The organism is Marinomonas algae, assembly GCF_047525555.1.
Lineage (GTDB): Bacteria > Pseudomonadota > Gammaproteobacteria > Pseudomonadales > Marinomonadaceae > Marinomonas.
The window spans coordinates 641,493-655,157 of sequence record NZ_JBLIXK010000001.1; the positions used below are offsets into that span (position 1 = coordinate 641,493).

A 13,665-nucleotide genomic window follows, 5' to 3' on the forward strand; every position below is an offset into this window, starting at 1 on the left:
GTTTATGTATGGCTCTACTCTATTAATTCTAGTCTACTATCGCTAAGTTGCCGTAGGTTTCTAACCAATTTTTACGGTCACCGGCGCGCTTTTTAGACAGTAATTTATCAAGCAGCTCATTGGTGTCAGGTTTGTCTTCCATTGTTAGCTGTATCAAACGACGAGTATCTGGCGCCATAGTGGTTTCGCGTAGTTGAGACGGATTCATCTCACCCAAGCCTTTGAATCGCTGAACATTTGGTGTACCACGTTTATTTTCAGCGGCAATTTTGTGCAGGGTGATATCTTTTTCTTCATCATCCAATGCGTAATACACTTCTTTGCCAAGGTCGATTCGATACAAAGGTGGCATGGCAACAAATACATGGCCATTATTCACCAAAGCTGGAAAATGGCGAACAAACAAAGCACAAATTAGTGTAGCGATGTGAAGCCCATCTGAGTCGGCATCGGCCAAAATACAAATTTTTCCATAACGAAGGCCACTTAAATCTTCATCACCTGGATCAACGCCCAAAGCGACGGAAATATCATGAATTTCTTGCGATGCTAACACTTGCCCAGAATCCACTTCCCAAGAGTTAAGAATCTTGCCTCGTAGCGGCAAGATAGCTTGGAAGTCTTTTTCACGGGCTTGTTTTGCTGAACCTCCAGCCGAATCCCCTTCCACTAGAAATAATTCACTTCGTGAAGAGTCTTGTCCCGAGCAATCTGCTAATTTGCCTGGTAATGCTGGGCCTTGAGTAACTTTTTTACGAACCACTTTTTTGCTGGCTCTCAGGCGCTTTTGCGCGCTGTTGATAACAAGATCAGCAATTTTCTTACCGTCTTCAACGTGCTTGTTTAACCAAAGACTAAAAGAATCTTTCACCGTTGCTGAGATGAACGCCACGATTTGACGAGAAGACAAGCGCTCTTTGGTTTGCCCTGAGAATTGCGGCTCTTGAATTTTCGCTGACAGTACATAGCTACAACGATCCCAAACATCTTCTGCGGTTAGTTTGATGCCGCGCGGCAAAAGATTATGGAAGTCACAGAACTCTCTAATCGCTTCAAGTAAACCTGTGCGCAAACCATTAACGTGTGTTCCACCTTGCGCGGTTGGAATCAAGTTCACATAACTTTCTGTAACAAGCTCACCACCTTCCGGTAGCCATTGTACGGCCCAGTCTACGCCCTGTGTTTTTTCGGTTAATCCGCCAATAAACGGCGCTTCTGGTAAAAGTACAAAGCCTTCATTTGCCAAGGCTAGATAATCTTTCAAACCATCTTGGTAAAACCATTCATCACGAACTTCTTCGCTGCCGCTTTGGTCAATAAAAACCACATGCAAGCCTGAGCACAGCACAGCTTTCGCTTTCAATAAATGCTTTAAACGAGAAAGGGAGAATTTCGGGCTGTCGAAATACTTAGGATCGGCAGTGAATTTTACTTTTGTACCTGTGTTCTTTTTACCAACTGTACCGATTTCTTTCAGCTCTGAGGTTTTAAAGCCATTTTCAAAACCAATATGATATTGAACGCCGTCACGCTTCACCCAAACTTCTAGAGACGTCGATAAGGCGTTAACCACGGAAACGCCCACACCGTGCAAACCACCAGAGAACTGGTAGTTATCACCGGAAAACTTACCACCAGCATGTAGCTTGGTCAGAATCAGTTCGACGCCAGATACACCTTCTTCTGGGTGAATATCAACTGGCATACCACGACCATTATCTTCTACGCTAAGCGAGCCGTCTTTATAAAGTATGACTTCTATACGATCAGCATGTTTTGCTAAAGCCTCATCTACTGAGTTATCTATGACCTCTTGCCCAAGGTGGTTAGGGCGTGTGGTGTCCGTATACATTCCTGGACGTTTTTGAACAGGCTCTAAACCGCTTAGAACCTCTATCGATCCGGCATTATATTCTTTTGCAGACATGCGTGTTTTTTCTTCCAAATTGATAATGCGATACAAGATTTATTGTGTATGGCATCAAAACGTAAATTAGATCACTAGAGTCTATCACTGGTTTACACCGTGTGAAATAGTCCAATAAAAGCAGTAGCTTACTCTGTAATTATTTCAGCGAAACGAAATATCTCTTTTGTGAAACGGTCAAACTCTGTGAAGCTATGATCGCCTTTTTGTTCATGGGTTAATCGTGCGGTTTTAGGGAAGGCATCAAGTGCCGCTTGGTAGTCCAACACTTCATCTCCTTCTTGCACCATTAGCCAATATAATTCTGGCGTAGGGTTCGTCACCACAAGCTGCTTAAGCTCCGTCATGTGAGCCTGAGTCAGCTCATACTCTTCTTGAGTATAAGGATTATATTGAGGCCCTAAATGCTCTTGCAGTAGCTCAGGAGCTTGCACTGCTGGGTTCACTAATATGGTTTTTAGTTGGTACTTTTCCGCAAGATAAGCCGCATAAAAGCCACCCAACGAACTGCCTATTAGCGTCATTCCTGTTGCTTTGTTCTCTTCAATAATTGCTTCAAGCTGCCTAATTGCTTGTGCGGGCTGCCAAGATAATCGCGGAGAAATAACTACGTCTGGCTGATTTAAAGCCTTTGCAGCATTACTTAATAGTGTTGCTTTATGGGACATTTCTGAGCTGTTAAAGCCATGGATATAAAGTAAGCTGCTCACAGTGGTTCTCTTTGTATTAGGCAAATTGGAAAGACAGCGTGTTGTTTAATCTGTGTCCGTGCTTTAGGCATAGCTCCAATAAATCCGCTAACTGTTGGTTTAAGCGAAACTTCTCATCTCGATGCAACATAGCGTCGTTAGGATACGGATAAGCACCTTGATACTGTCGGTGACCGTCGGTAATTTCAGCAAGACCAACATCATGATAAAGCCGGATAGTCATAGAAAGTGTGGTTTTGAAAAGCAATTCTTTTTCAATTTCTGGGCCAAACTCTAAGGTAATTTCAGATGTAAAACGGCTTTCTTGGCCTAAAGTTAGCCTTAAACGGCTTTCTTGATCACCCACACTGTGAATCGCAAAATGCCACGCATCCAGAGTTTCTTGGCCACGCATCAGTTTGCCCAAGCGACGGTAATTCAATTCGCCGAGCATCTGCAAGCTGACCAAGTCTGGTACGTAGTTGTTCGCCTTCTTCTTTGTCATGTGAGCCTTTGTTACATCTGTCATTCTGCTGAGGTTTTTCCTTCTGTAAAAGCCTTTCCTGCTACTTTTGAATCATCTCGTAAGGCATTTAATTGATGATTCATCCGCATATCTTTATCTTGCCAGTATAGATTAAACCAAGCAAAAAAGTGTTCTCTATCCTTATCAGACGCTCGATAGTCTGGCGCCAAAAGCGTGTTTGGAAGCGCCACTTCTCGAACCATCACTTTCACTCGACCAATACGACCACAGAGCAAGTCCCAACCCGTGATGTTGGGTTGCTCGTACAATACGGTGATGTCAGTAATTTGTTTAATAGTTTGGGGCATAGTTTGCAATATAAAGCCTACGCCACCCGCTTTGGGTTTTAATAAGCAAGTATAAGGAGACTCTTGCTGCTGATGCTTAATATCAGAAAAACGCGTGCCTTCAACAAAACTCATGATTGAATTTGGACGTTTCAACAAACGGCGACAAGAACGCTTTGTGGTGGCTAAATCTTTACCAGCCAAACTAGGATTCTTTTCTATTTGCGTTTTTGTATAACGCTTCATGAATGGGAATCCCATTATATAAGTGGCTGTTCCCACCAATGGCAGCCATATAAGTGCTTGTTTCATAAACACTCGTGGTAAAGGGCGACGACCACGCAGTTGAGCGAAAATAACAAAAACATCAACCCAAGACCTATGATTGGCAATAATCAAATGCCAATGCTGAAAATCGGTCTGCATGTTGTCATCAAGCTCCCACTCCACACCAAGTACATGATGAAACCACCATTCGTTTGATGCGACCCAGCCGTTATAAAGCCAATCAAAGCTTTGTTCTGCAAACACCTCATACTTTGACTGTTTTAACAAAAGTAGAGGTGAAACAAGGTGAACCAATAATGTCCAGAAAAAGGCATTCATGCTCATAAACATGAAAGATGTCACACCAACAATGGGCTGTAAGAAAGACCTTTTTTTAGATGCGAATACGGCTTCTTGACTCATAATGCTAAACACACCAATGCTTAACTAACTTCGTTTTATTTAGGGCAAACCATTGCAATCCCATGATGGTACTGGCGTTTTCTACATCTTGTTCTAGTAAAGCAATTGCTTCATCAGAGGTCATTAAGTGCAATTTAATGTCTTCATTTTCATCGTCTAAACCATGAGTTTTTGTCAAATCCACTGAACTAGAATCAAACTCACCAGCATACATGCGTAGATATTCGACTAAACCACCCGGTGACGGCACAAATTTGAACATGTATTCGAGACGCTTTACGACAACACCCGCTTCTTCTAAGGATTCTCGACGAGCGACTTCTTCATCTGTCTCGCCTTCTTCGACCATGCCAGCAACCAGTTCAAGCAGCCACGGCGATTCACTTCTTAACATGGTTGGGCGGAATTGCTCGATCAGCAATACTTTATCCGCTGCAGGGTCAAACAGAAGCACACAAACCGCATCGCTTCGCACCATCATCTCGCGAGTCATTGGATTACTCCATTGACCATTAAACTTCTTGTGTTTCAATGTCAGTTTACGCATTTCAAAAAAGCCTTTGTAAAGGCATTCGTCTTTTAGAACATCGACATCTTTTTTGCTGTATGTTGGTTTAAAAGTCATATTATCTTGCCTTATACAAACCACTATTTTTTAGAGGTTCAATATGATTCATTTATCATGGTTGATTTCATGAGGTTTTGACCTTCAGCTCTAACTTGATCTAAAGTCTATTCATCTCATTATAAAAGCCATAAATCGCGGAGTGTCATTCATGGAAAAAGTACGTTGCTCTTGGTGTTTAGGATCGCCCGAATACATTCATTATCATGATACCGAATGGGGTGTGCCTGTTTACGACGACCAAAAGCTATTTGAATGCATTGTACTAGAAAGCGCTCAAGCAGGTCTAAGCTGGATTACCATTTTACGAAAACGTGAAGGTTATCGAGCGGCATTTTATAATTTTGATCCAATCCAAGTAGCCAAAATGACGAAAGAGGATGTAGACAGATTAGTAGTAGACGAAAGCATTGTTCGACATCGTGCAAAAATAGAAGCCACCATTAATAACGCCAACGCTTTTTTAAAGATTGTAGAGGAGTTCGGTTCTTTCAGTGATTACTATTGGGCATTCAGCGACAGAAAAGTCATAAGCAACACAATAAACACCCACGAAGATGTACCTGCGGTAACTGAATTATCAACGAAGTTTGCAAAAGACCTGAAGAAAAGAGGCTTTAAGTTTCTTGGCGCAACGACCTGTTATGCGTTTATGCAAGCGACTGGCATGGTAAATGACCACTTACAGGATTGTATCGCCAGAGAAAAAGCTTATGTAGGCTAGTCGAAACCTCAGATTAGTACCTTTTCTAGATGTGTATGAATCGTTTTTGCTACTCGGTTCGCACCTTGATCATCCACTAAACTCTGCGCTGTTTTACGAGCTTTTTCTTGCCATACTTCATCTAGCCATAAGCTGTGCAGCTGTTTAACCAGAAGTGTTACTCGCTCTTTCTGGATATCATGGGAGACACCATCAAAACGAACTGTTCGACACCAATCTAATGGAAGATGCTGCTCCAATGATCGTGTTTGATTGTCCGCCACTTGTGCAAATACAGTAGGAACGCCCAAACAAGCTAACTCAAACAAGGTTCCACCAGCGGCAGAAATGGCCATTTTAGCGCACCTCATCAAAGGCGTTACGTCTGTCACGCCCCTTTCAATTTCTATACTTTCCTTTTGACAGAAGGTCATGACAGATTCGGCATTCAATGCGTTCTTACCAAGCATCACCACAATATTTTCTCGAGGAAAACCCGAAGACAACAAAGACTGCAAAATAGGTAAAGTGAGGGCAAGAGGATCGGTTCCTCCTAAAGTAATAAGCAGCTTATTAGGACAATGTTTTTCCATTGCCTGTATTTTTAAAGCTTGGGAGAAATAGGGTCTTAATAAAGCATATTGACTGCCAGTGAGAGGGTACTGAACAGAAGAAGCGTACATTTCATTCAATGGATTTAGCACCCAAGTAGCCGAAAAATCGCCTCGATCATTCATATCATCCAGCACCAGTAAATTCTTTTGATGCTGGTATAAACGGTTAATGTCAGAAACTTGATAACCGTAATGGTCTAAAATCACCAAATCTGCCTGTTCCGCTAATGGCAGGAAATCTGCTTCTGAATCAATGATTCGGTCGCTCGCGTCTGAAAACTCATCATAACGACGATAAACGACAAACTCACAACGCCAACCCAAAGCTTGAAAGGCGTGAATCAGTGCTTGGCAACGAACTCTGTGCCCCATGCCAATTTCGACAGAGGCATCCGCTCGGATAAAGGCTTTCACTTCCTATTAGCCATTATAATATGTGATGAGGTGGTCATTACCTTCATCAACGTATTCAGAGGCTTGTTGAAGCATGCTTGGCATTTCCTCTAAAAACTCACTCCACTGCTCGAACAGGTGACGAGCACGCATCACGGTTTCCTTTTCATTCTGATATTTAAATATAAATTGAATGATCAAGAAGGAGGAATAAGTAAAGGAGCCAATCAACAGGTCATAAATATGACGATGAACACTGCCTTTTAAAAAGTAAATATGACGATGATGCGACCAAAGTAAATCACACACTTGCTCTCGCGTTGTGATGGTTTCATCCCAGCCTTGTTGCAAGGTGTGGCTGATTTTACGGAAGTCGTCCACTGAAATAAGCGCTTCGGCAGATTGGTTTAACAACATTTCTGGCGGCTCAGTGAAAAAGGTGCGCTCTAAAATATCAATCACTTCTTGATGGTTGATTTTTGGGTCCATGATCAAAACATCTTCAAGGTGCAGCGGCGTTACGCCTTCTATTTTGGCACCATCAGACAGGTTGAAGCTGGCAAAATTTCGACGCTTATTGAGCTGCCGTGTCAATGACTCAAGCTGCACTCGTGAAGTATCCATCATTCCTGTGGCAAAAATAATACCGCCGAAATTGCCTTCGCGCTCAACCAGTTTTGCCTCTTGGAAAGTTTGGAAGCCAGACTCTTTGCCATCTTTGTAATAACCACTGTGCACAGAATGATGGCTCGTCTTGTCTTTAAAACCATTATCAACGCCAAGATAATAAACGTTATTAAAACCAAAGAAGTGAACATAGGATAAGGCTAAGTTCGCCACGACAGGGTTGCAGTAATTCAACTGCACGTATTCTGTTGTGTCGCCATGGGAGCGAGCTTGGCTTAGCATTAAAGAGGTAATCGCTTCCCCCGGCTTCATCGCCATGCCAGAACGTTTGAAGCAATCGAAAAGGCCTGGATGCATCACATTGACTGACAAGCCCCAAATTTTATCTAGATAATCTTGGTCCAAAAATAGGAACTTATCGACCGTCTGCTTCAATCGTTCAATATCCACATGAATATCTGGTGTTACACCTAGCTTCTTCAGTGTATTGATCGTCGAACCACAGCAAATCAGCAATACTTGGTCTCGAACTTCTTTAACTAACTCAATACCTTGGTCCAATGATGGGCCATTTCCTAAAATGAACACTGGAATATCTTTTACCCATTTAGGTAAAGCATCTTGCCCAGGAAAATGAGCAATTTTCGTTTTAGACAGTGACGTTAATCCTTGTGCAATACCGATCAAAGCATCATCAAAAAAGCCCCACCCCATTACTTGGCGTGCGTAATGCTTTTTAAAGTAATCAATAGCAGCATTATTTTCTAAGCTGGAATAAGACACATACAGGTAGGTTTCTGGCGCCATGAAGTAGCCATTTTCTTCTAGCTGATGGAGGTATTTGTCAGTGAAGTCTTCAGCGTTTGTTCCTAAAAAGAAATGTATTGTGCGGCCATCATTATTGAACGTTTCTAAGACATTCTCCCATTCAATGGCAAATAATGAGTAATAGAAAAGGTCCAGATCACGCTCATATATGTACAAATGCTTGATAGAGCGTTGCGCAAGAATCGCTTCTAGCTGGTAGCCAAATTCAAGTCCAAATAGGATTGTCGAGCCAACAAATTCAGGCCAGCCTTCTGATTCTTCAAGGCCTTGTAACTGGATTTCAACCTGATCGAGCATTTTATTGCTGTAATGAACATGACGGCTCGGATGATTCTCAGTCCGCTCTAAATTCAATACCGTTTTATTTGGTGCTTTAAAAGCTTGAGCAACTTTTTCAGCGGCTTCTTTTCTAGGGTTCTCGGTAAAAAGTGGAGTTCGAGTATCGTCACGAAAGAGGTTTAAATCGCCACTCTCTTCCATATAAATATGACGTTTTTGAGGTTGGTAACCTTGAAAAGATTCTGAGATATGCGGCATGATCCGAGAAAATACCGTCATATTGCGGATGTATCGGTCGGTCAATTCTTGATCATGCTCTTTGAGGCGTTCTACACCTTTTTCAAATAAGGAAACAAATGCTTCCGCATACTCAAGAGAAGGTGTTGGTTCCTCATTACGCATTTTTTACGCCTTTATATTTCCGGACCCCTTTGCGGGTTTTATTCGTTATATAGAGTTGTCGCTGCATTTCTTTATGAACATCACGAATAAGTTGTGTAGCAGATTGATGAATAGTGATGAATTGCTTTATTTTGTTGTTACTTTCTTGGTCGTTCGGAAACGGTTTGATAGTGCGAATGAAGCTGTCATTTTCTTCGCATAACAGCTGTATTCTTTCAATGTCTTTGTCTATCACACATCGCTCTAACTCAGCACTTAACTCCGTTAAGTGAGACACATCAAGCATTAAACCGCCTCAACTCGAGCTTCGTTTCTTTCGTCATACGCAGCTTGTTTATCCGCAGGGGAAATCTGATCCCAAGCTCCTTTGATTTGTAAGAGCAGTCCCATAACCTGATCAATGATCGATATATCTTTAGTGGCACTCGCTTCCGTAATACGCACAGTCATGTACTCATACAAGGATTCAAGATTATCCACTAATTCTGGGTTCACATCTCTGTCTAACGCATCTCTCAGTGCATTAATAATTTCAACAGCGCGGGTTAACGAGGCTGATTTGCCTTCCCAATCAGAGCGCTCAATACAACCTTTACCTAAAGCAAGTTTTTCAAGTGCACCTTGCATTAGCAGTTGAATGATACGATGAGGATCAGCGGAAGCTAAGTCAGACTTTAATGAGTCTTTTCTATAAGCTTGGATCCCTTTACTCTTGTACATAAATAACCCCATTACGTCTGTATTTCAATTTTTTATAAATTACATCTGAGCTAAAACAGTATTTAAATAGTTCCCTTGAGCATTCATATTTGCCAAACGAGAATCTAAACCTGTGAACTTATCTCGAAGAGATTCTTCATACCGAACCATACGGTCTTCGTAATCTTCTAATCTCGTCTCTGTGTTATCAATCGACCCTCGAACAGATTCTTTTAATGAGTTCGTCATTCCTGTCGTGCCAGTATAATTATCTAAAAGATTTTCTAGAGACTGGGCTAATCCATTTTCACCTGTCATTAAAGATACAATATCGCTGTACCCTCTTTTGACTGCATCATCAAATTTGGCGCTATCAAAACTCAACACGCCTTTATTATCCATTTTGACACCAAGGTCAAAAATCGATGTAAAAACACCACTGTCGCTTCGCCCTGTCATTAACTGAGTTGACAAAGACGACTGCAAATTACGGATCATACTGTTGCCATCTAAGGCTGCATTTTTTCCTGTACTTTGCTTAAACAGGTTAACCATTTCATTATATGACTGAATAAACTCTTCAATGGTTTCTTGAACTGTTTTTTGGTCAAAGCTGACGTCTACTTTTGTCGTTTCATCAGTGACGGCCAATGCTTCGATGGATAAACCAGCAACAGCATTATCGAAGGTATTTGTCTCGCTTCTAATCTGAATGCCATCGACTGTAATAACAGCATCACGGGCTTGTTCTCCCAGTGGTGTATACAATCCCGCAAACATACCTTCTGTAGAAACACTGCTTAAACCACTGAATGAACCGCTTGTTATTGCGACTTCATCATCGTCTTCTTCAGGCTCAGAAGTATCTTCTTCCTCGTCTACAGTTTGTTTAACGGCGACTTCTTCTATTTCTTTAACGTCATCTTCAGGAATTGGGCCATCATTTGCGAAATCTACATCATCGCCGGCTAAATCCAACTCATCAGGTTCTTCTATTTCTTCTGGCTCTTCTTCGATAGGAGTTTCGTCTACGACAGGTTCTTCTACCTCGTCTTCTTCAGGAATCGCTTCTTGTTCAACAGGTGAAGAGTTGAAGATGCGTAGTGTATTTCCGGCACCTTGAATTGTCGATGTTGCGGTAAAGAAGAGGTTTCCGTTGCCATCGTCCACTAAATTAGCAGATACACCAAAGTTATCTTCCGATGTATTAATTAAGTTACGAAGTTCAGAAAGGGTTGTTCCGGCAGCAACATTAATTGAAAACTCATTGTCGCCTGCTTTTAAGGTAAGAGTATCGTCTTTCTTTGTGATGACATCGTCAGCGGAAGTGAACACACCAGGAGCCGACATAACACGACTGCCTTTAGCCACTTGATTGATGTCAATTGAATAAGATCCATTTGAGGCAGTATTGTCTGTGGTAATAGACATGACTTCTTCGCCTTCTTTTTGAGCTATTTTTGCATCACGCCCAGTAAAAAGGTCTTCGTCATTTAAGGTTTGAACTGTACTTTTGAATGTATCAATAGCAGAACCAACCTGCCCCAATGCAGATAGTTCCGCTTCATATCCATTGATTTGGGTTTGATAAAGTCGAACTTTTGCGTCTTTTTGAGCGCTCACCATTTCTTTTACGAGGGATTCCAGATCTAAACCAGACCCGGCGCCCAATGAGCCTATAGACATAACTTTATCTCCTAACGTATCTACATTATTTGCTACCTAATCATGCCTCACTGTTTACCAAGGTTCCCCTGATATCGCTAAGCTGACTCATAATAGCATCAATTCTTTCAGACATTTTGAGAAACTCTTCCGTCGGAATTTGGCGGACGACATCTCCTGTCGACTGATCTAAAACTTTAACTATATTTTGCTCTCGTTCTTCCGTCATTTCAAAGGTTAACTGCACATTCAATTGAGACATTTGTTCATTCATCATCTCAATATCGCGTGGTTCAACCTTAGCAGGAGAACTAGAAGAGCGGGCATCTTTGCCTTCTTGATCGGTTTTTGCTGTATCGGCCATATCCTGAACGACTTTAGCTTTTGCCTGACGGATCGTTGCGAAATCTTCCGCCGCCCTTTGCTCAGGGTTAACAGAATAGCCTATGCTTTGTTTAGAAAAATCACTGGTATTAATAGACATCCAAGATCTCCTCCAAATAAACAAAAGCTGAGACTACTTAATAAGTAAGTCCCAGCTTTACTTCCGTGACCATCTTACCTAGCTTAGCCTAAAAGAGACAAAGCTGTTTGTGGACGTTGGTTTGCTTGAGACAATACAGAAGAACTTGCTTGCTGAAGGATTTGCGTACTTGTTAGTTTCGCAGTTTCTTCCGCAAAGTCAGCATCACGTACACGAGATCGTGCAGCAGATACGTTTTCTGCAATGTTACTTAAGTTACTGATAGAAGAACTAAAACGGTTTTGAATCGCACCCAAATCTGCACGTTTAGAGTCAACCGCACCGATCATAGTGTCAATAATGTCGATCATACTTTGAGCGTTAGCAACAGAAGATACAGATGCACTTGTTACACTGATTTGTGCAGTCGTTGCGTTGCTTGATAGACCAGACATAGTGAAACCACCATTACCAGCGTAATCAATTGAGTTAGCTGCACCACCAACTGTCATACTGAAGCTGATTGTTTGGTTTGAATCCGCACCTACTTGGAAAATACCTTCGTACTCACCAGACAAGATCTTATCACCACCGAATGTTGTGATGTCAGCAATACGGTTGATTTCCGTAGATAGCTGTTTGATTTCTTGTTGGATAGCAACACGGTCATCATCAGAGTTAGATCCGTTAGCAGACTGAATCGCCAAAGTACGCATACGTTGCAACATACTTGTTGTTTCGTCCAAAGCACCTTCAGCTGTTTGCGCTACAGAAATACCATCATTCGCGTTACGTACTGACTGGTTAAGACCATTAACCTGAGAAGTCAATCGATCCGAGATTTGAAGGCCTGCGGCATCATCTGCAGCGCTGTTGATACGCTGACCAGAAGACAAACGCTGGTAAGAGACATCCAATTCATTACTAGAGTTCATCAACGCACGCTGCGCGTTTAAAGATGAAGTATTTGTATTTACGTAAAGAGCCATCATAGCCTCCTAAATTTTCATTAAGTCCTGCAAAGAAGCAGATCGTATTAAGGTTTTCGACAAGAGTTTGAAAACCTTTAGTCATTTTCGGAAAATATTTTCCTAAAGCCGGAAAAAACCTTCCCGATATTCGGCAAGAATCTGCCTAACTAATTGTTTTAAATGAATTTAAAGCAATTAAATCTTTTTTCTCTTTTTTTCATAAAAAATGTATTTTTCTCATCGAAATCGACATTTCTTACACAAAAAAGAGCATTTATCCGGGTTATTTCGTCTAGCCAGTACTTTAAACAAACAAAAAACTGACTAAACCAAACCGCCACCGAAACAATCTGTCACCTTTCCTTTCTTTCAAATTCAAAAAAAGGCAAGAAGACACCTCATTAAGACAAAAAGCATCCGCTTTTTGCCACAAAGATAACCCTTTCATCGACTCTTCAATTTCATGGTGGCTAAAGCCTTCCAGAACTCAAAAGCACACCTAGAATTAACAACAAAATAGCTGTCGAAATTTTGTATTTTTCCCCGCGAGCATCAGCAATACTCAAGAGCTAAAACTCTCATTGAGTAAACATCTTCCCCCGCGTAAATGGGTTTCTTTTTGAGTAGCCATTTTCAATACACGGATTTATCCGTCTAGGCCTACTTTCCAAAGCACACAAAGAAGCTTTTTAGCTATAAGCCCGAAAAACGACTTATAGCTTTACCAGTCTTTTAGCCAACACTGCTCCGCTAACAACTTTTCCAGCAAACCATTCAAGCCTTTTTTGGATCGATAAAAATAGGCGGCAAATGCTCTGTCACAAACACAAGTCACAACAAAGCCTTCATTCAAACCACAAAATAAATCGCCCAACTAAACAGTCCAAACCTGCTCATATATTTCAGGTACAGAGCAGCCATAAGCATTGACGATTTACAGCCACACAAAACCTCGTAAAAAAAAGCATCAATGTTCGCTCTGCACAAATGTTCACTCAGCAAAAGCAGGCTTTTCACAAGCACAGCTAATATCAAGACAATTCAGTGACTCGCCCATCTGGACAAACTTTTTCAAACACAGCCATTCGCTCACGCATAAGCCAGCCTTCAGCTTTAAGCCAAACATGCACTTATTTCTCGATCATGTTCTTTAACAAACATAATCCTGCGAACACTCTGCGCTCCAGCTTTCCAGCCACACAAAAAATACGCGCCGAATAATCTAGCCATAGATCACGCACAGCTCCCATCGAGCCCCTTTAACGGATCAACCAGTA

At 41.6% G+C, this 13,665-nt stretch carries 14 protein-coding genes; 1 reads left to right on the forward strand and 13 read right to left on the reverse strand.

Annotated elements, in window-relative coordinates:
- Window positions 1–28 precede the first annotated feature (28 nt).
- From parE to ACMUMQ_RS03035, 5 genes are all read right to left on the reverse strand, one after another.
- Complete coding sequence (parE, locus tag ACMUMQ_RS03015; protein ID WP_414680550.1) at window positions 29–1,927, reverse strand: DNA topoisomerase IV subunit B; 1,899 nt, start codon at window positions 1,925–1,927, stop codon at window positions 29–31.
- Between the two features lie 128 nt (window positions 1,928–2,055).
- Complete coding sequence (locus ACMUMQ_RS03020; protein WP_414680551.1) at window positions 2,056–2,637, reverse strand: YqiA/YcfP family alpha/beta fold hydrolase; 582 nt, start codon at window positions 2,635–2,637, stop codon at window positions 2,056–2,058.
- 16 nt (window positions 2,638–2,653) lie between these two features.
- Window positions 2,654–3,145 carry a DUF1249 domain-containing protein gene (locus tag ACMUMQ_RS03025; RefSeq protein WP_414680552.1) on the reverse strand — a complete coding sequence of 164 codons (492 nt, stop codon included), beginning with the start codon at window positions 3,143–3,145 and terminating at the stop codon, window positions 2,654–2,656.
- A complete protein-coding gene (gene yihG / locus ACMUMQ_RS03030; protein WP_414680553.1) occupies window positions 3,142–4,119 on the reverse strand; it encodes a 1-acylglycerol-3-phosphate O-acyltransferase, YihG family in 978 nt (325 codons plus the stop codon). Before yihG ends, ACMUMQ_RS03025 begins: the two co-directional genes overlap by 4 nt.
- A 4-nt stretch (window positions 4,120–4,123) precedes the next feature.
- The gene (locus tag ACMUMQ_RS03035) at window positions 4,124–4,744 is read right to left on the reverse strand and encodes an NUDIX domain-containing protein (protein ID WP_414680554.1); all 621 of its coding nucleotides are present in this window, start codon (window positions 4,742–4,744) and stop codon (window positions 4,124–4,126) included.
- Window positions 4,745–4,895: 151 nt separating this feature from the next.
- Here ACMUMQ_RS03035 and ACMUMQ_RS03040 point away from each other — a divergent pair, with 151 nt between their 5' ends.
- The gene (locus ACMUMQ_RS03040; protein ID WP_414680555.1) at window positions 4,896–5,468 is read left to right on the forward strand and encodes a DNA-3-methyladenine glycosylase I; all 573 of its coding nucleotides are present in this window, start codon (window positions 4,896–4,898) and stop codon (window positions 5,466–5,468) included.
- Window positions 5,469–5,476: 8 nt separating this feature from the next.
- Here ACMUMQ_RS03040 and ACMUMQ_RS03045 read toward each other — a convergent pair whose 3' ends face one another.
- The 8 genes from ACMUMQ_RS03045 to ACMUMQ_RS03080 all read right to left on the reverse strand — a co-directional run bounded on the left by ACMUMQ_RS03045 (window position 5,477) and on the right by ACMUMQ_RS03080 (window position 13,262).
- Window positions 5,477–6,475: a PseG/SpsG family protein gene (locus ACMUMQ_RS03045; RefSeq protein ID WP_414680556.1), complete on the reverse strand. Its 999-nt coding sequence runs from the start codon at window positions 6,473–6,475 to the stop codon at window positions 5,477–5,479.
- Between the two features lie 6 nt (window positions 6,476–6,481).
- Window positions 6,482–8,590 carry a motility associated factor glycosyltransferase family protein gene (locus tag ACMUMQ_RS03050; RefSeq protein ID WP_414680557.1) on the reverse strand — a complete coding sequence of 703 codons (2,109 nt, stop codon included), beginning with the start codon at window positions 8,588–8,590 and terminating at the stop codon, window positions 6,482–6,484.
- Window positions 8,583–8,876, reverse strand: a complete 294-nt coding sequence (locus tag ACMUMQ_RS03055; protein WP_414680558.1) for a hypothetical protein — start codon at window positions 8,874–8,876, stop codon at window positions 8,583–8,585. Before ACMUMQ_RS03055 ends, ACMUMQ_RS03050 begins: the two co-directional genes overlap by 8 nt.
- A complete protein-coding gene (gene fliS, locus ACMUMQ_RS03060) occupies window positions 8,876–9,310 on the reverse strand; it encodes a flagellar export chaperone FliS (protein WP_414680559.1) in 435 nt (144 codons plus the stop codon). The genes ACMUMQ_RS03055 and fliS overlap by 1 nt, the downstream gene beginning before the upstream one ends.
- A 39-nt stretch (window positions 9,311–9,349) precedes the next feature.
- Entirely contained in the window at window positions 9,350–10,975 is a 1,626-nt protein-coding gene (fliD, locus tag ACMUMQ_RS03065) for a flagellar filament capping protein FliD (RefSeq protein WP_414680560.1), read from the reverse strand.
- A 40-nt stretch (window positions 10,976–11,015) separates the two neighbouring features.
- Window positions 11,016–11,438, reverse strand: a complete 423-nt coding sequence (locus ACMUMQ_RS03070) for a flagellar protein FlaG (RefSeq protein WP_414680561.1) — start codon at window positions 11,436–11,438, stop codon at window positions 11,016–11,018.
- 83 nt (window positions 11,439–11,521) lie between these two features.
- Window positions 11,522–12,406: a flagellin N-terminal helical domain-containing protein gene (locus ACMUMQ_RS03075; protein WP_414680783.1), complete on the reverse strand. Its 885-nt coding sequence runs from the start codon at window positions 12,404–12,406 to the stop codon at window positions 11,522–11,524.
- 703 nt (window positions 12,407–13,109) lie between these two features.
- The gene (locus tag ACMUMQ_RS03080; RefSeq protein WP_414680562.1) at window positions 13,110–13,262 is read right to left on the reverse strand and encodes a hypothetical protein; all 153 of its coding nucleotides are present in this window, start codon (window positions 13,260–13,262) and stop codon (window positions 13,110–13,112) included.
- Window positions 13,263–13,665: the final 403 nt, after the last annotated feature.

Excerpts from the sequence above, each read along its gene's own strand:
- parE (WP_414680550.1), bottom strand. The coding sequence starts at position 1,927 with ATGTCTGCAAAAGAATATAATGCCGGATCGATAGAGGTTCTAAGCGGT.
- ACMUMQ_RS03025 (WP_414680552.1), bottom strand. The coding sequence starts at position 3,145 with ATGACAGATGTAACAAAGGCTCACATGACAAAGAAGAAGGCGAACAAC.
- yihG (WP_414680553.1), bottom strand. The coding sequence starts at position 4,119 with ATGAGTCAAGAAGCCGTATTCGCATCTAAAAAAAGGTCTTTCTTACAG.
- ACMUMQ_RS03035 (WP_414680554.1), bottom strand. The coding sequence starts at position 4,744 with ATGACTTTTAAACCAACATACAGCAAAAAAGATGTCGATGTTCTAAAA.
- ACMUMQ_RS03040 (WP_414680555.1), top strand. The coding sequence starts at position 4,896 with ATGGAAAAAGTACGTTGCTCTTGGTGTTTAGGATCGCCCGAATACATT.
- ACMUMQ_RS03050 (WP_414680557.1), bottom strand. The coding sequence starts at position 8,590 with ATGCGTAATGAGGAACCAACACCTTCTCTTGAGTATGCGGAAGCATTT.
- ACMUMQ_RS03055 (WP_414680558.1), bottom strand. The coding sequence starts at position 8,876 with ATGCTTGATGTGTCTCACTTAACGGAGTTAAGTGCTGAGTTAGAGCGA.
- fliS (WP_414680559.1), bottom strand. The coding sequence starts at position 9,310 with ATGTACAAGAGTAAAGGGATCCAAGCTTATAGAAAAGACTCATTAAAG.
- fliD (WP_414680560.1), bottom strand. The coding sequence starts at position 10,975 with ATGTCTATAGGCTCATTGGGCGCCGGGTCTGGTTTAGATCTGGAATCC.
- ACMUMQ_RS03070 (WP_414680561.1), bottom strand. The coding sequence starts at position 11,438 with ATGTCTATTAATACCAGTGATTTTTCTAAACAAAGCATAGGCTATTCT.
- ACMUMQ_RS03075 (WP_414680783.1), bottom strand. The coding sequence starts at position 12,406 with ATGGCTCTTTACGTAAATACAAATACTTCATCTTTAAACGCGCAGCGT.